Origin of the sequence: Streptomyces sp. NPDC087215 (genome assembly GCF_044744885.1) — a bacterium.
Classification (GTDB): Bacteria; Actinomycetota; Actinomycetes; order Streptomycetales; family Streptomycetaceae; genus Streptomyces.
This window is the reverse complement of sequence record NZ_JBIUZD010000006.1, coordinates 354319-373447: the sequence shown is the minus strand read 5'-3', so window position 1 is coordinate 373447 and position 19129 is coordinate 354319. Positions and strand designations below refer to the sequence as shown.

Annotated in this window: 17 protein-coding genes and 1 pseudogene; 7 read left to right on the top strand and 11 right to left on the bottom strand. The window is 73.6% G+C overall.

Annotation, left to right across the window (positions count from 1 at the left end; all coding sequences use genetic code 11):
- Positions 1–400: 400 nt before the first annotated feature.
- The 4 genes from ACIO92_RS19145 to ACIO92_RS19130 all read right to left on the bottom strand — a co-directional run bounded on the left by ACIO92_RS19145 (position 401) and on the right by ACIO92_RS19130 (position 3656).
- A complete protein-coding gene (locus ACIO92_RS19145; RefSeq protein WP_366444490.1) occupies positions 401–820 on the bottom strand; it encodes a PTS fructose transporter subunit IIA in 420 nt (139 codons plus the stop codon).
- Entirely contained in the window at positions 817–1464 is a 648-nt protein-coding gene (dhaL, locus tag ACIO92_RS19140) for a dihydroxyacetone kinase subunit DhaL (protein ID WP_402281948.1), read from the bottom strand. The genes ACIO92_RS19145 and dhaL overlap by 4 nt, the downstream gene beginning before the upstream one ends.
- Positions 1465–1472: 8 nt before the next feature.
- On the bottom strand, positions 1473–2465 hold the full coding sequence (gene dhaK, locus ACIO92_RS19135; protein WP_366444492.1) for a dihydroxyacetone kinase subunit DhaK: 993 nt from the start codon (positions 2463–2465) through the stop codon (positions 1473–1475).
- A 513-nt stretch (positions 2466–2978) separates the two neighbouring features.
- Complete coding sequence (locus ACIO92_RS19130; RefSeq protein ID WP_366444493.1) at positions 2979–3656, bottom strand: RICIN domain-containing protein; 678 nt, start codon at positions 3654–3656, stop codon at positions 2979–2981.
- A 294-nt stretch (positions 3657–3950) separates the two neighbouring features.
- On the opposite strand from ACIO92_RS19130, the gene ACIO92_RS19125 reads away from it, so the two are divergent.
- Complete coding sequence (locus ACIO92_RS19125) at positions 3951–5576, top strand: BTAD domain-containing putative transcriptional regulator (protein WP_402281951.1); 1626 nt, start codon at positions 3951–3953, stop codon at positions 5574–5576.
- Between the two features lie 224 nt (positions 5577–5800).
- Here the strand turns inward: ACIO92_RS19125 and ACIO92_RS19120 are convergent, their stop codons facing one another.
- Together ACIO92_RS19120 and ACIO92_RS19115 are read right to left on the bottom strand one after the other, a co-directional pair.
- Positions 5801–6025 (bottom strand): hypothetical protein, encoded by a 225-nt coding sequence (locus ACIO92_RS19120; protein ID WP_366444495.1) that lies wholly within the window; start codon positions 6023–6025, stop codon positions 5801–5803.
- Positions 6026–6044: 19 nt separating this feature from the next.
- Positions 6045–6329 (bottom strand): hypothetical protein, encoded by a 285-nt coding sequence (locus tag ACIO92_RS19115; RefSeq protein ID WP_366444496.1) that lies wholly within the window; start codon positions 6327–6329, stop codon positions 6045–6047.
- Positions 6330–6735: 406 nt separating this feature from the next.
- On the opposite strand from ACIO92_RS19115, the gene ACIO92_RS19110 reads away from it, so the two are divergent.
- From ACIO92_RS19110 to ACIO92_RS19100, 3 genes are all read left to right on the top strand, one after another.
- Positions 6736–7116: an SAV_915 family protein gene (locus ACIO92_RS19110; RefSeq protein WP_366444497.1), complete on the top strand. Its 381-nt coding sequence runs from the start codon at positions 6736–6738 to the stop codon at positions 7114–7116.
- Between the two features lie 13 nt (positions 7117–7129).
- The gene (lysA, locus tag ACIO92_RS19105) at positions 7130–8569 is read left to right on the top strand and encodes a diaminopimelate decarboxylase (RefSeq protein ID WP_366444498.1); all 1440 of its coding nucleotides are present in this window, start codon (positions 7130–7132) and stop codon (positions 8567–8569) included.
- Between the two features lie 369 nt (positions 8570–8938).
- The gene (locus tag ACIO92_RS19100) at positions 8939–9238 is read left to right on the top strand and encodes a DUF1876 domain-containing protein (protein ID WP_401237123.1); all 300 of its coding nucleotides are present in this window, start codon (positions 8939–8941) and stop codon (positions 9236–9238) included.
- Here the strand turns inward: ACIO92_RS19100 and ACIO92_RS19095 are convergent.
- The 3 genes from ACIO92_RS19095 to ACIO92_RS19085 all read right to left on the bottom strand — a co-directional run bounded on the left by ACIO92_RS19095 (position 9231) and on the right by ACIO92_RS19085 (position 12879).
- The gene (locus ACIO92_RS19095; RefSeq protein ID WP_402281954.1) at positions 9231–9881 is read right to left on the bottom strand and encodes a CBS domain-containing protein; all 651 of its coding nucleotides are present in this window, start codon (positions 9879–9881) and stop codon (positions 9231–9233) included. The genes ACIO92_RS19100 and ACIO92_RS19095 overlap by 8 nt on opposite strands.
- Positions 9882–10063: 182 nt before the next feature.
- Positions 10064–12130, bottom strand: coding sequence for a discoidin domain-containing protein (locus ACIO92_RS19090; RefSeq protein ID WP_366444501.1), 2067 nt, complete (start codon positions 12128–12130; stop codon positions 10064–10066).
- 155 nt (positions 12131–12285) lie between these two features.
- Positions 12286–12879: a TetR/AcrR family transcriptional regulator gene (locus ACIO92_RS19085; RefSeq protein ID WP_366444502.1), complete on the bottom strand. Its 594-nt coding sequence runs from the start codon at positions 12877–12879 to the stop codon at positions 12286–12288.
- A 656-nt stretch (positions 12880–13535) separates the two neighbouring features.
- Between ACIO92_RS19085 and ACIO92_RS19080 the strand changes: the two genes are divergently transcribed.
- Positions 13536–15233, top strand: a complete 1698-nt coding sequence (locus tag ACIO92_RS19080) for an FAD-dependent oxidoreductase (protein ID WP_366444503.1) — start codon at positions 13536–13538, stop codon at positions 15231–15233.
- On the opposite strand, the gene ACIO92_RS19075 is transcribed toward ACIO92_RS19080, so the two are convergent.
- Positions 15214–16338: a polyprenyl synthetase family protein gene (locus tag ACIO92_RS19075; protein WP_402281957.1), complete on the bottom strand. Its 1125-nt coding sequence runs from the start codon at positions 16336–16338 to the stop codon at positions 15214–15216. The two genes, ACIO92_RS19080 and ACIO92_RS19075, sit on opposite strands and share 20 nt — an antisense overlap.
- 1177 nt (positions 16339–17515) lie before the next feature.
- Between ACIO92_RS19075 and ACIO92_RS19070 the strand changes: the two genes are divergently transcribed.
- A complete protein-coding gene (locus tag ACIO92_RS19070; RefSeq protein WP_366444505.1) occupies positions 17516–17854 on the top strand; it encodes a MerR family transcriptional regulator in 339 nt (112 codons plus the stop codon).
- A 485-nt stretch (positions 17855–18339) separates the two neighbouring features.
- Positions 18340–18810, top strand: a complete 471-nt coding sequence (locus tag ACIO92_RS19065) for a cupin domain-containing protein (protein WP_401237130.1) — start codon at positions 18340–18342, stop codon at positions 18808–18810.
- Between the two features lie 50 nt (positions 18811–18860).
- Here ACIO92_RS19065 and ACIO92_RS19060 read toward each other — a convergent pair.
- A pseudogene (locus tag ACIO92_RS19060) lies at positions 18861–19121 on the bottom strand (transposase family protein); the annotation flags it as partial.
- Between the last annotated feature and the right edge of the window lie 8 nt (positions 19122–19129).

The following is a 19129-nucleotide window of genomic DNA, read 5'->3' as shown; positions in this document are numbered from 1 at the left end:
CGGCGGCGACGGCCCCTCCCGCATCGCGGGAGGGGGTTCGTGGGGGCGCTGGGGTCCCCTACGGCTCCTCGGGGTTTCCTACGGTCCCGAAGGTCCCCTACGGGTCCCGGGCCCCTTGCGGTGCTGAGGTCCCTACGGGTCCCGGGTTCCCCCTACGGGTCCCGGGCTCCTCCCTACGGGTTCCGGGTTCCCCTACGGGGTCCTCGGGCGCCGACCCCGTAGGCCCCCGGACCGACGACTTCGCTGGTTGTCCGGGCCCCGACCCGGTGGGCCCCGACACCTGGCTCCCGCGCGGTCGGCCGCTGCCCGGCCCGCCGTCGGCCGACGAGACGCGCGCCCCAAGGGGGCGCGCCCGACCCCTCTGCCTCACCGGCGCCGCCCCCACCCCCGGGGTGGCCCCTCACTCCTTGCGGTAGGCGTACGCCTCCGACGCCGCCGCCGTCACCGCGTCGAGGTCGCCGCCGACGCTCGCCGTCACCACGGCCGCGACCGCGCCCTCGACGAACGGCGCGTCCACCAGACGGGTCCCTCCGGGCAGTTCGTCACCCTCGGCGAGCAACGCCTTGACCGTGAGCACCGCGCTCCCCAGATCGACCAGGACCGCGACCCCGGCCCCCCGGTCCACGGACTCCGCCGCCTTCCGGATCAGCTCCGCGCTGGTTCCCAGACCGCCGTCCGGGTTTCCGCCCGCCGGGGCCACCGGAGCGAGGTCCCCGCCCCCGGCGAGGCCCCGCGCCAGTTCGGCCACCGCCGCCGCGACGGCGGCACTGTGCGAGACGAGCACGATGCCGACGAGCCCCGCGCCGCTTCCCGCGCTCATGACGCCACCCCGGCGCGCGGGGTCCGCGCGGTCTCGTCCAGGGCCGCGAACAGCAGCGCCGAGGACGTCGCCCCCGGGTCCTGGTGTCCCTCCGACCGCTCGCCCAGATAGCTCGCCCTGCCCTTGCGGGCCCGCAGCGGCACGGTCGCGAGGGCGCCCGCCAAGGCGGCGGCGCGGGCCGCCGCGAACGACTCCCGCAGCCCGTCCACGGCCGGTACCAGCGCGTCCAGCATCGTCTTGTCGCCGACCTGCGCGCCCCCCAGCTGGGACACCGCCGCCACTCCGGAACCGAAGGCCTCCGCCAGTTCCTCCCGGGTGACCCGCGTCGCCTCGCCCAGCGTCTTGCCCGTACGGCGCAGCAAGGTGCCGTACAGCGGCCCCGCGGCGCCGCCGACCGTCGAGATCAGCTCCCGCCCGGCGGTGGTGAGCACCGCGCCCGGTGTCCGGGGCGGCTCCTTCGCCAGGGTCGCCGTCACGGCGGCGAACCCGCGCCTGAGGTTGGCCCCGTGGTCGGCGTCGCCGATGGCCGAGTCCAGCTCCGTGAGCCGGTCCGCCTCGCGGTCCACGACCCCGGCGGCGGCGGTGAGCCAGCGCACCAGGAAGTCCGCGCCGAAGGTCTCCGTCATGTCGTCCATCCGACCCATCCCCCGTCTCACCGGCCCCAGCGCAGCGCGGGCGTCCGCACGGGCGCGTCCCACAGCCGGAGCAGTTCCTCGTCCACCTCGCACAGGGTCACCGAGCAGCCCGCCATGTCGAGCGAGGTCACGTAGTTCCCGACCAGCGTCCGGGCGACCGGCACCCGCCGCTCGCCGAGCACCCGCTGGACCTCGGCGTTGAACCCGTACAGCTCCAGGAGCGGGGTCGCGCCCATCCCGTTCACCAGGGCGATCACCGGATTGGCGGGGCGGAGGTCGTCGAGGACGGCGTCCACGGTGAAGTCCGCGATCTCCCGGGAGGTCATCATCGGCCGCCGCTCCCGTCCGGGTTCGCCGTGGATGCCGACCCCGAGTTCGAGTTCGCCCGCCGGAAGGTCGAAGGTGGGGCTGCCCTTGGCGGGCGTCGTGCAGGCGCTCAGGGCCACGCCGAAGGAACGGGAACGCCCGTTGACCCGGCGGGCGATCGACTCGACCCGCTCCAGCGGCGCGCCCTCCTCGGCAGCCGCGCCCGCGATCTTCTCCACGAACAGGGTGGCGCCGGTGCCGCGCCGCCCCGCCGTGTAGAGGCTGTCGGTCACGGCGACGTCGTCGTCGACGAGGACCTTGGCGACCTGGATGCCCTCGTCCTCCGCGAGTTCCGCCGCCATCTCGAAGTTCAGCACGTCACCGGTGTAGTTCTTGACGACGAACAGCACCCCGGCGCCGCTGTCGACCGCCGCCGCGGCCCGTACGATCTGGTCCGGGACGGGGGACGTGAAGACCTCGCCGGGACAGGCGGCCGTGAGCATCCCGGGTCCCACGAACCCGCCGTGCAGGGGCTCGTGGCCGGACCCTCCGCCGGACACCAGCGCGACCTGACCGGCCACGGGCGCGTCCCGCCGCACCACGATCCGCCGCTCCACGTCCACGTTCAGCTCGGGATGCGCGGCGGCCATTCCCCGCAGGGCGTCGGCGACGACGGTCTCGGGAACGTTGATGAGCATCCTCAACGATATCTCCTCGGCAGATGGGAAGACGGCTGTATGGGTGATGTCCTTGCAGGTCACGGCGGGTAGGGCCAGGTGTCGGTCCTGATGCCCGGCGGTAGTTCCGAGGCGGTTCCCGGCGGACTCCCGCTGATGCGACGCTCACTTCACCGACGTGATGTCGGACCGTTCTGACGGGGCCCGGAACCCCCTGCGCGAACACCCGAACCAGTATCAGGCGAAAGTGTCTTCCCGTGGGGGCCGGCGCCGAGATCCGTGGGCTGTTCGCCGCGCCTGTCCCCGGCCGATGCTCAGGCGGTCGGGCGCGGTGGTGGCCGTCTCGCGGAGGGCGCGAGGACGCGACACGGACCTGTCGTCTCGGCGCGGGCGCCCCCACCCGGGGCGGTGGCGCGGTCGTTGGCGCCGGGTTTCGACGGCCAGGGGCCCTCCACGGCCGTCGTGAGGGCCGTGGAGGGCGTCTCGTCCCGGAGCGGCGCACGGCCCGGGGGCCGGGTCACGGCCGATGCCGCTCGCCGTTCAGGGGATGTTGGGGAAGTTGTTGAGCTGCCGGAGGTTCCAGCTCTGGTTCCCCCTGTTCCACTCGTTGTCGACGGAGATGCAGTCCCACTGCTGCAGGAGGGCCTGCTGGGCGGGTGTGCCGGACGGGGCCGCCGCGTCGAGGCACCTGCCGGTCGCCCTGTTCTTGAGGAGCATGGTCGTGGGGAAGCACTGTCCCGAACAACTCGTCCGTGCCCAGGCGATGGACCATTCGGCCGGTGCGTAACCGGCGGCGCAGTGCGGGTACTGGATGACAGGGGTGCCGTTCTCGTAGTACCCCGAACGCCAGTCGAGCATGAGGCACTGGCCGGAGTGCCGGGCCTTGATCCGGAAGTACCCGCTTCCGCTGTCGAGCAGCTCGTACTCCTGGGAGGCGCTGGTGTTGTCCGGCCACAGGAACACACCGGTGTACGCGTCGGCCGACGCCCACATGACGTCGGCGCGCAGCCCGGTGCGGGTGTTCACGAGCTCGTAGCGGGTGGGTTCCGCGGCCTGGGCGGGTGTCGGGGCGAGCGCCGAGAAGACGGCGAACACCAGGGCCGCCGCCAGGGCCGCCGGAGTGAGGCGGGAGCGTCTGAGCCCGGTCCGCACCGGCGGAGCGGCCGATGCCGTGGCTCTGCCGGGGCGGTCGGGCCGTAGGGCGAGGGGTATCCGCATGGTGATCTCCTTCGTGAGGGTCGGGTGCCGGTGTTCGCCGTCGCCGGTTCGACGGAGCGGAGCGTGAGCGACTTCCTGCGGCGTCGCCGTGGCCTCCCTCCCGGCGGACGCCGTTCGGGACCCCGCCGGACCGGCGGCGGAGCGCCTCCTCGGCCGCGTGGACGGCGTCGGTGGGCCCCGGCCGTCCCCACCCTGGCGTCGCCGCCTGTGCGCCGACCTTGCGGCCACCTTGCGGGCCAGCCAGCATGGGAAGCGGGGACGTCGACATGCGCGGTCGGTCATACAGGGGGACGCGTGGACTTCCGGCTGCTGGGCGAGATCGAGGTGCGGTCGGCGGGGCGGTCGCTCGACGTGGGGACACCGCGGCAGCAGGTGGTACTGGCCGCCCTGCTCGTCGACGCCCGCAGACCGATCGCCCTGGAGACACTCGTCGACCGGGTCTGGGGCCACGATCCGCCCGCCAACGCCCGGCCCGTGCTGTACGCCCATCTGAGCAGGATCCGGGGGCTGTTGAGACAGACGGCGGCCCCCGGCGGAGGCGCGGCGGCACGGATGGAGCGTCGGCACGCCGGGTACGTGCTGGACATCGACCCCGAACTGGTGGATCTCCACCGGTTCCGTCGGCTGGTCGAGCGGAGCGCGGACCGGCGGTATGACGACGAGGCCCGGGTAGCGGTGCTCGCGGAGGCTCTGGGCCTGTGGCGGGGAGAGCCGCTGGCCGGTCTCTCGGGCGCGTGGGCCGAGCGGGTCCGGGAGAGCTGCCATCGTCGGCGGCTGGACGCGGCGGTGTGGTGGGCGCAGGCCGAGTTCCGGCTCGGCCGTCCCGCCGCGGTGATCTCCCTGGTGCCCGATCTCGCCGCCGAGTACCCCCTGGCCGAGCCCCTGGAGTGTGTGCTGATCCAGGCGCTGCACGCGGCCGGGCGGGGGGCGGAGGCGCTGGACCGCTACGGCGTCGTCAGGCGGCGGCTGGCCGAGGAACTGGGCACCGACCCCGGTGCGGAGCTCAGGACCGTGTACCAGACCGTCCTGAGGAAGGGGCCGCAGCGGTCGGCGGGGGCCGGCGCGGCACCGCGTACCGTCGGGCCGGGCCCTCTCCGGCCGTGGGCCGGAGCCTCGCCCTCCGTGGTGGCCCGGCACCGGCCCGATCCGCTTCCGGCGGGCGACGCCGAGTCCGTCGGCGCGCCGTCCGGTACGGGCACCCGCGCACCGGCCCGTACCGCCGCGCCCCGTCCCGGTTCCACGGGCACGCCGTCGCCGCCCGAGGCGCCGCCCGGGCACCCCGACGGGGCCGCGACCGACCCGCCGTCGGGCCGGTCGCGGGTGAGGACGACCCGCCGACGCGTTCTGCTGGCCGTCCTCGTGACGGTGGTGCTGCCCGCGGCGACGGGGACGGCACACGTCCTGCGGCGGGAGGCCAAAGAGCGGGACGAGAGCGACGGCCCCCAGGTGTCGGTCGAACGCGCACGGGAACTCTTCGCCGCCGCCGAGGCATTCGACGAGGCGGGGAGGGAACGGGACGCGCGGGCGGCCGTCATGGACGCGGTGCGGCTGTGGGACGAGCTCATCGGGCTGGACCCGGACCGCGACGCACCGGCTCTCGCTCCCGCTGTCCTGCGGGCGCTGGGCAGGGCCGGTGTGGACTTCAGTGTCCCGCGGCCCGCGCTCCTCGGCTGGCTCGGCAATCCGGTCCACACGCCCTACCCGGCGATCTCCCAGGCGATCCTGTCGCGGGGATGGCGGTTCACCGCACCGGTCCTCCTCGACGCCGTCGTCTGGAACTACGAGCACACGCCCGGGGTCACCTCCCCCCGTGACGTCGCCGACGTGCGCACCGATGTCCTGAAGGCGGCTGTCCTGGAGAACACGAGAACGCGCCACGGCACCCGGGTGACGGAGTTCGACCGACTCCTCAGGCCCTGAGCGCGCGGGCACCGGTGCCCGAAACCCTCTCGGCCCCCGACTCCTGTCGGCAGGCGCGGCCGGGCCGGGACCAGCGAGCGCCGGGGCGGACAGACCGACGGCCGACCGGCCCGGCAGGCCGTCGGCGACCGGCGCGCGAAGGGCGAGGGCGGAGAGGGAACCGGACGGAGGACGGGAAGGGCCGGGGAGACCTCCCCGTCACGGATACGGGTCGCCGGACCGGTCTAGGCCTGCTGCCAATGAGCCCGGGGGCCCTCCGTCCCGACCTCCAGCCGCAGGCGCGCGTACAGTCCGGACAGGGGGAGAGCGGCGTAGGCGTCGGGCACCTCGATCTGGGTGAACTCCAGGCCTTCCCGGGCGAGGGGCCGCACCTCTACGCCGCCTTCGCTGTCGACGTCCGCGAGGGCGATGACCTTCCCGTCCCGCTCGTAGACCACATGAACCCGCATCAGACTCTCCCTTGCTCTCCTACTGATCCACACTGACGGCGCTCAGGATGAAGTCCGCGTCCCCGTTCTGGGCCCTGAGCAGGAGGTTCCAGCCGACATGGGGCTGTGCGTCGATGTCCCAGGCCACCAGTTCCTCCAGAATCTCGATGTACGTGAAGGAGCCGCCGAACCCGGTGTGGCCCGCGGCCCAGCGGTTCCAGCTGCGCGGCTGGGGATCGCCACTGGTGTAGAAGAAACCGAGCCAGGTCTGCTGTCCGGCCGCGAGAAAGATCCGGCCCGTGTAGCGGTGCTCCACGCTTGCCATGAACATCACCCTTCGTCCGAGTCGCCCCCTTCCCTTCCCCTGTCCTCCCCCTCCTGCCGGACGGCACATGCGGGCGGAGGGCGCTTTCACGCGGATGACGGAGCGCACTCCGGCGTCCACCCGGGACGGTGTCCCCGCACCGGGTGGACGCGGCCGGGTGAGCCGACCGATCCGCCGTCCACCCGGTGCTCGGGCCCGAGGACGCGGACACCGGAGCGCGTACGCCGGGTGACGGCGACCCGGGCCCCTGAGGGGCCGGGGCCGGGTGTCAGGGGTCCGTATGCGTCCGGGGCTTCCGCGTCAGGGGCGTGTCAGGGCCGACCGGGGAGGGGGGAACGCCGGGGATAGCGTCGGGGAGAACCCGGCGCGACGGTGCCGGAACCACCCCCCGAACCCGGAGGAAACCATGACGGACGCCCCCTACGGAGACGACCCCGAGCCTGCGGAACCCTTCCCGGCCGGACGGCTCTGCGTCCCCGTCCGGCCGGGCACCCACGGCCGGGTGACCGCCCGCCTGTTCCGCACGCCGGTCGGCGACCGGACCGCCGTCGCCTTCACCGACCCGGCCCGGCTGACCGCGCTCCTGGGGGCAGGTCAGCCCTGGATCCGACTGGCGGAACCGGCCCTGCGGACCCTGGTCGAACCCCTGGGTGTGGGCGTCCTGACGATCGATCCGACGTTCACGGCCCCGGCGTCGGCCTCCGCCCGCGCCGCCGTCCCCGGCCCGCTGCCGGCGGTCGGGGCGCGGCAGCCGCTCCCGCGTTCCCTCACCGCCCTCGCGAGCTGAAGGAAGCCCCGAGATGACCACCCTTCCCCTGACGGACGCCCCCGCCTCTCCGGTCCAGCCCGCCGCGCCCGAGGCCGCTTCCGCCCTTGCGGCCCGCGTTCTCGACCCCGTGCCCGCTTCCACCTCTCCGGTCCAGACCTCCGGCCCCGAGGGCGCCGCCGCGCTCTCCGTCTGGCCCCGTACCACCGTCGAGCGGCCCCACGGCGCCCTCCTCGTCGGCGGTGTGCCGCTCAGCGAGATCGCCGAGGGCCACGGCACCCCCGTCTACGTCCTGGACGAGACCGAGGTGCGCGAGCGCTGCCGCGGCTACCGGGCGGCCTTCCCCGACGCCGAGATCCACTACGCGGCCAAGGCCTTCCTGTGCCGTGCCGTCTCCCGCTGGGTCGCCGAGGAGGGCCTCGGGCTCGACGTCTGCTCGGCGGGCGAACTGGAACTCGCCGTGACCGCCGGATTCCCCGCCGAGCGCGTCCTGCTCCACGGGAACGCCAAGTCCCCGCAGGACCTGGAGACCGCCCTGCGCCTCGGCGTGGGCCGTATCGTCATCGACGCGCCCTCCGAGATCGCCCGCATCGCCGCCGCCGTCGGCACCGGTGGACACCAGAAGGTCATGATCCGGGTGACACCGGGGATCGGAGCGGGCGGCCACCGGAAGATCCGGACCGGCACCGACGACCAGAAGTTCGGCCTCTCCCTGCGGGACGGGCACGCCCAGCACGCCGTCGCGCGCGTACTCGACCAGCCCCAGCTCGAACTGACCGGCCTCCACTGCCACCTGGGCTCCCAGATCACCGACGTCAAGCCGTATCTCGTCGCCGTGCGGCGGCTCGTCGGCCTGATGGCCAGGATCCGTGACACCCACGGCGTCACCCTGCCCGAACTCGACCTCGGCGGCGGCCACGGCATCGCGCACCGCCCCGGCGAACCCGCGCTCGACCTCACCGCGCTCGCCCGGAAGGTCCGCGCCGAACTGGCGGGGAGCTGCGCGGCGGCCGGGCTGCCCGTCCCGCGCCTGCTCATCGAACCGGGCCGCGCCGTCACCGGACCCGCGGGCGTGGCGCTCTACCGGGTGCTCTCGGTGAAGCGGACCCCCGGGACGACCTTCGTGGCGGTCGACGGCGGAATGAGCGACAACCCCCGGCCCGCCCTCTACGGGGTGCGTTACGTGCCCCGCCTCGTCGGCCGCCACTCCACGGCGGACCCCGAGCGCGTGACGGTCGTCGGCCGCCACTGCGAGGCCGGGGACATCGTGGCCGAGGACGTTCCGCTGCCCGCCGACATCCACCCCGGTGACCTGCTCGCGGTCCCGGTGGCGGGCGCGTACCACCTGTCCATGGCCTCCTCGTACAACCTCGTGGGCCGCCCCCCGGTCGTCGCCGTCCACGACGGCCGGGCCCGCCTCCTGGTCCGCCGGGAGACCCTGGCGGACCTCAGGGTCCGGGACGTGGGTCTCTAGAGGCCCCGGCGACGGGCCCGCGTCGACGTCGACACCGCCACGACCCGCGCGGGTGACGGGAACGTTCCCGGCCGGTGGGGCCGAGGATCCTTCGGCCGGTGGCCCCGAAGACCCTCGTCACGACCTGCGCGGTACGGGTTGCTCGTAGGTACGGACCCGGCCGGGCGCGCCCGGGGCGCGGACGTCCGGCACGGTGCCGGAGGCGGCACCGGACGGGCCGGGGACCGCGTCCTCTGCCAGGGGGACGAGGTGGCCCCGGGAACGGTGGCCGCGTCTCCGCGCGCGCCCGCACCGCTCCCAGAGGATCCTGGAGGTGGTAGGGGCCGCGCCCCGCTTCCGCGCGGCCCGCTGTACGAGGAGGCGGACCCCATGACCCGTACCCAGGAGTGGACGGTCGGCGTCGAGCTGGTCGAGGACGGCGGCCGGACCAGGGCCGAGGCCCGGCTGCGCACCGGCAGCTCGACCCTCACGGGCCACGGCACGGCCCGGTGCGACCCGGGGGACGTGGACGTGCCCGCGATCGGCGACGAGATCGCCGCGAGCCGGGCCATGAAGGACCTGGCGGGCAAGCTGATGAGGGAGGCCGACCGGGAACTGGAGGCGGCGGGCGCCGCCACCCTGCCCCGGCGCACCGGCCCCGGTTACGGCTGGCCGGAGGCGGTCACCTGACGGGACCGCCGCCCCCGGCGGACCCCGTCCCGGGCTCGGACCCGTCCGCCCAGGCCTCTTCCCCGTACGCCAGCCGGTCGGTGACCTCCACGACCCCGTCGACCGACTCGCAGAGGCGGAGGATCACCGGGGCCAGCCCCGGGCGGTCCACGGTGCCGCTCAGCGTCACCCGGCCGTCGTCGACCTCGATGTGCACGGCGGAGGGCGAGAGGCCCAGGATGCGGACGACCACGTCCTCCCGGATCTCCTCCTGGATCGAGCGGTCCCTGCGCAGGAACAGCTGGAGCAGGTCACTGCGGCTGAGCACGCCGATCAGCAGCCCGTCCGCGTCGACCACCGGGAGCCGCTTCACCCGGTGCCGTTCCATGAGCCGGGCGGCCTCGACCGCCGTCCAGGAGGGCCGGGCCGTCACCGCCGGGCTCGACATCATGGCCTCGGCCGTGCTGGGCCCGCTCTTCGTCGTGTGCCGTCGCAGCAGATCCGCCTCGGAGACGACGCCCACCGGCCGGTTCTCGTCGTCGACCACCGGGACGGCGGTGATGCCGTACTCGTCGAGGAGCCGTGCGATCTCCTTGAACGAGGTCCCCGCGCGCACCGTCACGGCGGCCGGAGTCATCAGGTCGGCGACACTGCGGTGCCTCATCGTCCGTTCCCTCCCTTCCACGTTCCGGCTCCCATGATCCCTCACCGGCGGACGAAGCGGAACGAGGAGCCGGGAGGGCCCTCCCGGGAGCAGGACCAGCCCCCGGAGCGGGACCGGCCGCTCGCGGGAACAGGACCGGCCGGACCTCTGAGGGGTCCGGCCGGTCGTACGCGCGCGTGGGTTCAGGCCCGGTGCACCGACATCTCATGGAGCGAGTAGCCCCACTGGGTCGCCCGCCGCTCGCCGTGCACCCGTACGTGACGAGCCGACGTCGACGGGAACTCGGCCGTGTCGTAACCGCCGTCCCCGGTGCTCGTGGACCACACGGTCCGCCAGTCCGTGCCGTTCTCCGACACCTCGATCCGGTACTGGCGCGCGTACGCCCGCTCCCAGTCGAGGGTCACCCGGCTGATCCGGCGCACGGCCCCGAGGTCCACGCCCAGCCATTGGTCGTCCGACCAGTCACTGGCCCAGCGGGTGCCGACGTCGCCGTCCACGGCCCGGCCCGGGGCGTAGCTCGTGAACGGGTTCCACTCCGAGGAACTGGCCGAGGCGGGCGCGCCCGCCGCCAGGTCCACACCCATCTCGTGGTCCTCGGTCGCCTTCAAGGTCGTCAGGTACGACTCCGCGCCCCGCGCCAACTCGCTCACCACGCCCTGCCCGCCGCCGGTGAGCCGGATCTGCTCGATCCAGTCCGGCACCATGCCGTTGTGCGCGGCGCCGTCGGTGTTGAGGTCCCAGGTGCGCTGTCCGGTCACCTGCCGGTCGAGGACCGATCCGCCGTCGAAGCTGCGGAAGGGGTACTTCACCGCGTTCGGCGCGTCGGCGCCCACCGGACCCGGCCAGCCGCCGACCCCGTTCATGTCGGTGCCGTAGCCGAGCCCGACCCCGTACTTCGCCCGCAGCGCCGCCTTCCGGCCCGCCTCACCGACGAAGCCCTCCGCGCCGTGCATGTACTGGGCGACGAAACCCCCGAGCCGGTAGAGCCGCTCGGTCCAGTCCAGGTCCATCCAGCTGTGGCTGGAGATCACACCGGGGTACTCCTGGGACTCCAGGATGTCGAGGGCCCGCCCGGCGGCCTTCACGCTCATGTGGTCGAGCTCCAGCATCATGCCCCGGTCCATCATGCCCCGCAGCGCGTACTCGCCGAGCCGGGTGAGCCCACGGGTGTTGCACTTCGCGTCGGAGGCGTACGAGGGGACGCTCACGCCCACCGGGAGCTTCGTCGCCATCACCGGCGCCGCCACGAGCCCGATCGGATTGTCGTGCTGCGCACCCGCGCACTTCTCCGTGGCCCAGAAGGTGCCCGTGGAGAGGAACTGACCGATGTTGACCGCCGTACCGATCGCCCCCTCGTCGAAGCGGACACCGCACAGGGCGTTGTCGAACTTGTGGCACAGGAACATGCTGCGCACCCCGAGCCCGTACAGCTCGTCGAGGCCGCGGTCGATGTCCTCCTTGCCGCACTGGGCGACGTCGAGGATCTGCTTGCAGCCGAACGGCTCCGAGGTCTCCACGCCCAGGACGACCGCGAGCTTGCCCTGCTCGATCACCGAACGCGCCTGCGCGGCACTGGTGACGACGCGGAACCAGCCCTTGCCCGGACCGCCGTACTGCCGGTCGACGTAGTCCTGGAGTTCGTAGGTCTTACGGGCCTGGAGGCGGATCGAGGTCATCTCGTCGCAGCTCCGGTCACGGGGCAGGATCGAGCAGATCAGGCCGTTCGTCACCAGGTCGTTGACGAGGACCCGCTGGCCGCCGCGCCAGGCACGCTCCACCCACGCGTAGTAGTTCTGCTGGTGCGTCAGGGAGTTGTTGGCGGGCCAGTCCTTGAACGTCGGCCAGCCGACCGGGTCGTGATGGCCGTCCGCGCCGCCCGTGATGTTCTCGAACAGCGCGCCCGAGCCGTCGGGGTAGTGCTCGGGACAGTCCTTGAGCGCCTCCGGGGCGCCGCCCTCGGCGAAGGTCTGGCCGCAGATGAGCCGGCCGCCGAAGCCCTCGTTGGACATGAGGTGGTTGTGCGCGTCGACGAAGCCGCGCACCTTCCCCTGCGCGTCCGTCCCGGTGAACGGCGTCCCCGTGACGTTGATCTGCGAATCGGCGGCGGGCCGGGAGGAGGGCTCCGACCAGCCGCCGCCCGCCGCCGCGGCGGGGACGGGACCGGAGCCGAAGAGCACGGCGGCCAGGGCCAGGAACAGCGCCAGGAGGACGGATCGGCCACCCGTCCGGCGCGTGAAGGGTCGGGTCATCTCTGGGAAGCCTCCGGACGGTGGGGGAGTACCGGGCGCCCCGAGGATCGCGGTGATGACGGAGTGAGTCAAGAGTCCGGGACGGATGACCTGTTGGAGTCCGTACGAGTCCCGGCGGCCCCGTCGCTCTCTCCGGGGAAACGACCCCTCCGGGCTCAACCCTCTATCAGGCGTACGAGTTGATCCGCCGTCAGGTCCAGCTGTTCGGCCGCCGCCCGCTCGTCACCGAGGACCAGGAACTGGAGCGTGAGACCGTCGATCGCCGCCGCCAGACACCGTGCGAGCGACTCCACCGGCACCCGGGGCGCCAGCCCCCGTGCCTCACGGACCTGCTCGATCAGCGAGCCCGCCGCCACCACGTACTGCTCGTACTGCGCACGGGCCAGATGCTCGAACCCGGGCTCCCGCAGGGCGTACTGGGTGAGGTCGTACGTGAGCATGTGCTCGCCCGGACGGGCCGTGACATGGTCCCAGTACGTCTGGAGCGCGCCCCTCACGGTCTCCCGCAGGGTGGCGCCCCGCTCGACCGCAGGCATCACCCGCGCGAGGTTGTTGCCGGTGATCGTCCCGATCGCGGCCTCCAGGAGCGCCTGCTTCGACTCGAAGCAGTAGTGGAAGACGCTCAGCGAGACCCCCGCCTCGGCGCAGATCGAGCGGGTGGTGGTCCTGGCGACGCCGTCCCTGGTCATCGCCCTGATCGCGGCCTCGACCAACTGCCTGCGCCGTACGGCCGACGGCATCCGCCCCATGGTTCCTCCTCGGGTCCGGCGCCAGGGTAGCCGCAGCCACCCGCGCCCCTGCCCGGCGGTCCCGGGCCGCCCGCCGGGCCCGTACGCCGTCGCGGGAGCGTCCGGCAGGCGGCCGGGAACTCCGGCCCGCCGTCCACCTCCGCCTGCGTGAGCCCCGTCAGGGCGGTGCGCAACGCGCTGACCCGCGACCGGGACGGCCGGACCAGCACCCGGTGGAGCCTTCCTCGAAGGGCCCCCGACCTGCGATGGGGATGCGGGCTCAGAACGCTTGTGGCGGCGCCGGGATCGGCTGGTGTTCCGGAGGCGTGGTCACCGTCGGCCCCTGCGGGGCGAGGACCGTCGAGTGGCTGGTGTCCCGGCGCGGCACAGCTCCTCGCTCCGGCGGTGGACGGCCAAAACCTCCTCGGCCCGCCCCGTGGAGCGCGGGTGTGAGCCCCACGCGCTGAGAGCCGTCGTGAAGTAGGGCGAGGGTCCCGCGTGGAGCGGAGCCGGTGCCGTGTGGTGATCTTGTTCGCGGGCGGGGGCGGGTCTTCCGTGCCGGGACAGGGTGAGGGACGGGGCGAGGTACGCGTATGAGAACCGAGCCGGTGGCCGGGGCGGGGCAGAGGGCGGTCTCAGGGCCAGGGGCAGGGTCGGGAGGACGGGCCGGGCGGCGGGTGGTGGTGATCGGGGGCGGGCCGGCGGGGCTGACCTCGGCGATGGAGCTGGCCGAGCGCGGCTTCGAGGTGACGGTGGTCGAGGCCCGTGCTCTGGGCGGCAAAGCGCGCAGCATCCCGGTTCCCGGCACCGGCCGCGACGGACGCCGTGATCTGCCCGGGGAGCACGGCTTCCGGTTCTTTCCCGGCTTCTACCGGAACGTCACCGAGACGATGGCCCGCATCCCGGTCCCCGGTGGCTGCGTCGCCGACCGCCTGGTGCCGACCACGCAGATGCTCTACGCACGGGACGAAGGGCGCGACGGAGTGGTCGTGGACATATCCGGCGGCCCCGGGCAACGGAACCTGGAGGCCACCCTGCGGGCCATGGGCCACCTCATGGCGCGCACCCCCGGACTCTCGTCCGAGGAGAGCGCCCACTTCGCGAACCGGCTGCTCGTCTGCGCCACGAGCGGACCGGCCCGCCGCGACGGCGAGTTCGAGAACACGTCGTGGTGGGACTTCGCGGCCGGAGCGGGCGCCTCCGAGGAGTACCGGCGGCTCTGCGTGATCGGCCCGACCCGCACCCTGGTGGCGGCGAAGGCCGAGGTGGCGAGCGTGGCGTCGATCGGCCGTACCCAGGTGGAGTTCTGGGCCGGGCTGCTCGGCGGGACCCGCCACGCCGAAGCGGACCGGGTGCTGGACGCGCCGACCACGGAGGCGTGGATCGGCCCGTGGGCGGCCCGTCTGGTCGCGCTCGGCGTCCGGTTCCTCGTGGGGCACCGCGTCACCCGCCTGCGGACCGCGCACGGCGCGGTGCGCGCCGCCGCGGTGCGCACCCCGTCGGGCGCGGTCCGCGAGATCGAAGCGGACTGGTTCGTCTGCGCGGTCCCTGCCGAGGCCGCGGTGCGCACCCTCGGCCCCGAGGTGTGCGAACTGGACGAGGACCTGACCGGCATCGACCGTCTGGAGACGGACTGGATGACGGGTGTGCAGTTCTTCCTGCGCGAACGCATCCCGCTCGTGCACGGACACGTCATCCACGTCGACTCGCCGTGGGCGCTGACCTCGATCGCGCAGGCGCAGTTCTGGTCGGGCATCGACATGCGGGCACGGTACGGCGACGGCACGGTCCGCGACTGCCTGTCGGTGGACGTGTCGGCGTGGGACGTGCCCGGACCGCTCACCGGGAAGACGGCCCGCGCGTGTACCCGCGAGGAGGTGGTCCGCGAGGTGTGGCACCAGTTGGAGGACTCGCTGCGGCGCGACGGGCGGGGCCTGTTGTCGCGGGAGCTGGTGCATTCGTGCTTCACGGATCCGGCGATCCGCTGGCCCGCGGAGCCCGGCGGCCTCGCGCACAACACCGAGCCGCTGCTGATCAGTACGCCGGGCTCGCGGCGCTGGCGCCCCAAGCCCGCGGGCAAGGTGCCGAACCTCTTCCAGGCGGGCGACCACGTCGACGTGGACCTCAACCTGGCCACGATGGAGGCCGCCGACCAGAGCGCCAAGGCCGCCGTCAACGCCCTCCTCGCGACAGCCGGTTCGGCCGCGGCGCCCTGCGTCGTACGCGGCTGGGAGCAGCCGGTGGAGCTGGCCCGCCTGCAGCGCCTGGACGACGAGCTGTACGCGGCGGGCCTCCCCAACGCCTTCGACCGGCCGGCCCCGTGGCAGCGGTCCGGCCGGGAGCGATCGGGAGGGATCAGTACGGGCGGCCTGTGACGAAGGAGGCCAGGGCCCTGAGGTCTTCCCCCGCCTCCTCGTGCGGCGGGCAGACGCGGGCCAGCGCGGTGAGCGCGGCCCGCGCGTGACCGCGGGCCGCCGCCTGCGAGACGGAGCGGGCACCGCTCCGGTCGAGCAGCCGCCCGGCCTCCGCCCTCTCCGAAGCCGTCCACGGCCGTGGGAGCGCGTACAACCCGTGCAACTGCCGGGGGATGTCCTCGTCGGCCCGGTCCGGGTCCGGGGTGAGGGCCACGGCGACCGGGTGGGACTTCTTGCGGGCCGACAGATCCGCGCCGGCCGGTTTGCCGGTGACGGCGGGGTCGCCCCAGACGCCGAGGACGTCGTCGGTGATCTGGAAGGCGATGCCGAGGTGTTCGCCGAAGGCGGTGAGGTCCGAGGCGGCGGCCGGTGCCGCGCCCAGCGCGCAGGCGCAGGCGAACAGCGAGCCGGTCTTGTCGGCGTGCACGCGCAGGGTGGCGGCGACACCCGGGCTCGGTTCGCGTTCCAGGGCGAGGTCGAGGGCCTGGCCCTGGGCGAGACGTACGAGCGCGTCGCCGAGCACGGCGGTGGCACGCGCGGGCGCCCTCAGCGTCTCGGGGTCCCGAGGGGGCGGGCTCCCCGGAAGGCCGGTGGCGGTGGTGGTGGCGGCGGGTTCGGGGAGGGTGTCGAAGAGCAGGCCGACGGCGTGCGGAGTCAGCGCGCGGACGGCGTCCTCGACGGCATCGGACCCGAACACACGCCAGGCCGCCGGTCGGCCCCGGCGCAGTTCGTCGCCGTCCATCACGTCGTCATGGAGCAGGGAGAGCGTGTGCAGCATCTCGACGGCGGCCGCCCCGGCAGGGACCAGGGGATCGGTATCGGGGCGGCCGGTGGCGCGGGCACAGGCGAACACGAGCGCCGCCCGCACCGCCTTGCCCCCACCCGTACGGCTGCCCTGGACGGGCTGCCCCTGGGCGCCCCACACCCCCCACTGGTAGGCCAGCACCCTGGCGGGGGCCGGGCCCACCCGCTCCAGGAGGGGGACGATCACCGCGTCCGTACGGCGCCGCGCCGCGGCGAGCAGCCGCAGGACGTGCGCGGACGGGGCGGAAGGCGGGGTGTTCACGGGTCCTCCGGGGCGCTCGGCCGGTGCGCGCGGGGCCCGGCGGCCCCGAGGGGGACGTGCGCGCGCTCGGCCCGAACCCCCGTCGAACGCAGACTACTGAGCCGTCACGGCCCCCGCGCGACCGCCCCTGAAGCACCCCGATTCGGGGGCGGCACCGCCCTGGGGCAGCACCGCCCCGGGAGCCGTACCGGCCGGGGTCCGGACCGCTCGTCGTCACCCCGAGCCGCGCTCTGGCGGGCCAGGCGCAGCACGAAGCCCGCCACTGACGGCGGTGTCCCTAGTGGTTGCCCGCCCATCGCGGGCCGCCTCCCGGGTCGGCACGGTCGCGCGAACCCGTCTGCCGCCATAGGTGGCGTTCACCCATGAATGGTCACCATGCACACGGAAAGGGTCGCTGCCCGAGGTCGATTACCTCAGCGCGGGACACGCGAAAATCTGTACTTGCCGTAGTAGACATTGAAGAGCAGTGGGGCTATGTTTTCTCTCGTAGCCACGAAGGACAGCAGGGCCTGGCAGAGACGAACTGCCGGCAAGCGGTACACGCAGGTGCAGGGCGGTGCGGTGGTGGAGTTCCGAAGCCAGGGTTGTTGCAGGACGGCGACGGGACTGACGGCCGGACCGGGTGGCCCGCAGTGATCAGGGGCCGCCGCGACCGGGACCGCGGTCATGGCAGAAGAAGCGGTACCCGTAAGTGAAGTGCGCATTACCCAGCAGCGAAGTAGGTGAGCAGTGCCCCTGGTGAAGGCGTCGGCTGCGGACGCGCGCACCGGGAAGTCCGGCAGTGGGGTTCCAAGCCAGAGCAGACGCAGGACGGGCAACGGGGCTGGCTGCCGGAGAGTGGGGCTGACACAGGCCACGGAGCAGTTCGCAACACCAGTGGTACGCAGCACCCAAGCGGTAAGAAGCAGTTGATCACCGAGGGAAGGAACGGAGGAGCGAAGCGCCATCAGGATCGCCCGGACACACGTACCGAGTCCGGGTACCGCAGGACATCGTCAGTGAGGTGGTCTCCGGTCAAGCAACCGCGATCCCCGCATCCCCGACAGCAGCCAGGTCGGGTCTGCGGACACAGAAGGCCGGCGTGGTATCAGAGCCGGCAGGTGGTGTAGTAGTTCTCTCGGGGCCCTGGTGCCGTACGGCACCAGGGCCCCCCTACGTCTTTCAGAGAGAGGTGCAGATGACAGCAGATAACACGGGCGGGCGTCTTGAGGACGACGACTATCCCGCCTACACCATGGGCCGGGCCGCCGAGATGCTCGGCACCACCCCCGCCTTCCTGCGCGCCCTGGGCGAACACCGCCTGATCACCCCGCTGCGCTCCGAGGGCGGCCACCGCCGCTACTCCCGCTACCAGCTGCGCATCGCGGCCCGCGCCCGTGAGCTCGTCGACCAGGGCACCGCCGTCGAGGCCGCCTGCCGCATCATCGTCCTTGAGGACCAGCTCGAAGAAGCCCAGCGCATCAACGCCGAATACCGCCGCGCCGCCGAAGCGACGGGGCCGCCGACCGCGGCCTGAGACAGCACCGCGCCTGTCGGCGGCGCCGTGCTGTTCGGCCCGGTGCGGGCGGCCGCGTAGGCGACGGCCGGGGCGACCGGCTCCCGGACGGGCCGGAGACGTAGGCCCGGCGGCGTCGGTGAGCCAGCCGGGTTCGAGGCGGAAGCCCCGGGCGTGGGTGAGGCACTGGCGCGGGCAGCCGACGAGGACGAGCAGATCGCGCTCCGGCCCGGCCGTCCACGGCTCGCCGTCCACTGCTCGCCGAGCGCGGCGAGCGCCCGGACGGCGGCCGCTTCCCCGTCGACGGGAGTCCAGCGGTCGTCCGTCTGGTCGTCGGCGCCGCGGACGGTGGAGCGGATGAGGCCGTGGAGGCAGTACGGCCACGGACCGAAGAGCGTCTCGCTGACGAAGGGCCGTTCGACCAGGCGGCGGCCTGATGGGTGAGACCGGCGCGTTGCGCGGCGTTCCTCCGCGATGGCTGCGGCCGTGCGCGAGGATGTGTGCCCATGGCGGACACTGTTGATGCTCCGGATGCCTCCGCGTCGGACCCTTCCGAACTGGTCGCCCTTCTCGGCCTGCAACCACACGTCGAGGGCGGCTGGTTCCGCGAGACCTGGAAGACCTCGGGCGGGACGGTCCCCGACGGATACGACGGACCGCGGGCCTACGCGACCGGGATCTACTTCCTGCTTCACCCCGGCGAGCTCTCCCGCTGGCACCGCGTCCGCTCGGACGAACTCTGGCTCTGGCACCGGGGCGGCCCGCTGCGGATGCGGCTGAGCGGGCACGGTGACGCCCCGGACGAAGCCGGAGCGGTCGAGGTGATGGTGGGAAGCGGGATCGAACACGGGGAGAAGCCGCAGTTCCTCGTCCCGGGCGGCGTCTGGCAGAGCGCCCACCCCGCGGGTGACGAGCCGGTCCTGGTGACCTGCGTCGTCGCCCCGGGTTTCGACTTCCAGGACTTCGAGATGCCGTAGCGCCTCAGAAGCAGGTCTGCCGCGAGCTCGCCGCCCGCGCGCTCCCCGTTGGCATGGCGTGGTGCACGCCGTCTGAGGCGGCAGTCGCGGAGGATCTTCCAGGTCTTCATGCGGGCGAAGGCGTGCTCGACACGGGCGCGGACCTGCTCGTGGGACTTGTGGTGTTCCTCTTTCCGGACGGGGATTCGGTACTGGCCGCGCTCACGGGTGAGGGATCACGAGTCCGGTGCCCGGACAGCCGCCGTCGGCGATCGTAGGGTTTTGCCGACGGCGGCCTTGGCGCCGGACTCCTCCCACGCCTTGCGGTCGTTTCCGCGCG

Bases quoted from the DNA above. Each gene is read 5' to 3' on its own strand.
- ACIO92_RS19145 (WP_366444490.1), bottom strand. From the start codon at position 820: ATGAGCGCGGGAAGCGGCGCGGGGCTCGTCGGCATCGTGCTCGTCTCG.
- dhaL (WP_402281948.1), bottom strand. From the start codon at position 1,464: ATGGGTCGGATGGACGACATGACGGAGACCTTCGGCGCGGACTTCCTG.
- ACIO92_RS19130 (WP_366444493.1), bottom strand. From the start codon at position 3,656: ATGCGGATACCCCTCGCCCTACGGCCCGACCGCCCCGGCAGAGCCACG.
- ACIO92_RS19120 (WP_366444495.1), bottom strand. From the start codon at position 6,025: ATGCGGGTTCATGTGGTCTACGAGCGGGACGGGAAGGTCATCGCCCTC.
- ACIO92_RS19115 (WP_366444496.1), bottom strand. From the start codon at position 6,329: ATGGCAAGCGTGGAGCACCGCTACACGGGCCGGATCTTTCTCGCGGCC.
- ACIO92_RS19110 (WP_366444497.1), top strand. From the start codon at position 6,736: ATGACGGACGCCCCCTACGGAGACGACCCCGAGCCTGCGGAACCCTTC.
- lysA (WP_366444498.1), top strand. From the start codon at position 7,130: ATGACCACCCTTCCCCTGACGGACGCCCCCGCCTCTCCGGTCCAGCCC.
- ACIO92_RS19100 (WP_401237123.1), top strand. From the start codon at position 8,939: ATGACCCGTACCCAGGAGTGGACGGTCGGCGTCGAGCTGGTCGAGGAC.
- ACIO92_RS19095 (WP_402281954.1), bottom strand. From the start codon at position 9,881: ATGAGGCACCGCAGTGTCGCCGACCTGATGACTCCGGCCGCCGTGACG.
- ACIO92_RS19090 (WP_366444501.1), bottom strand. From the start codon at position 12,130: ATGACCCGACCCTTCACGCGCCGGACGGGTGGCCGATCCGTCCTCCTG.
- ACIO92_RS19085 (WP_366444502.1), bottom strand. From the start codon at position 12,879: ATGGGGCGGATGCCGTCGGCCGTACGGCGCAGGCAGTTGGTCGAGGCC.
- ACIO92_RS19070 (WP_366444505.1), top strand. From the start codon at position 17,516: ATGACAGCAGATAACACGGGCGGGCGTCTTGAGGACGACGACTATCCC.
- ACIO92_RS19065 (WP_401237130.1), top strand. From the start codon at position 18,340: ATGGCGGACACTGTTGATGCTCCGGATGCCTCCGCGTCGGACCCTTCC.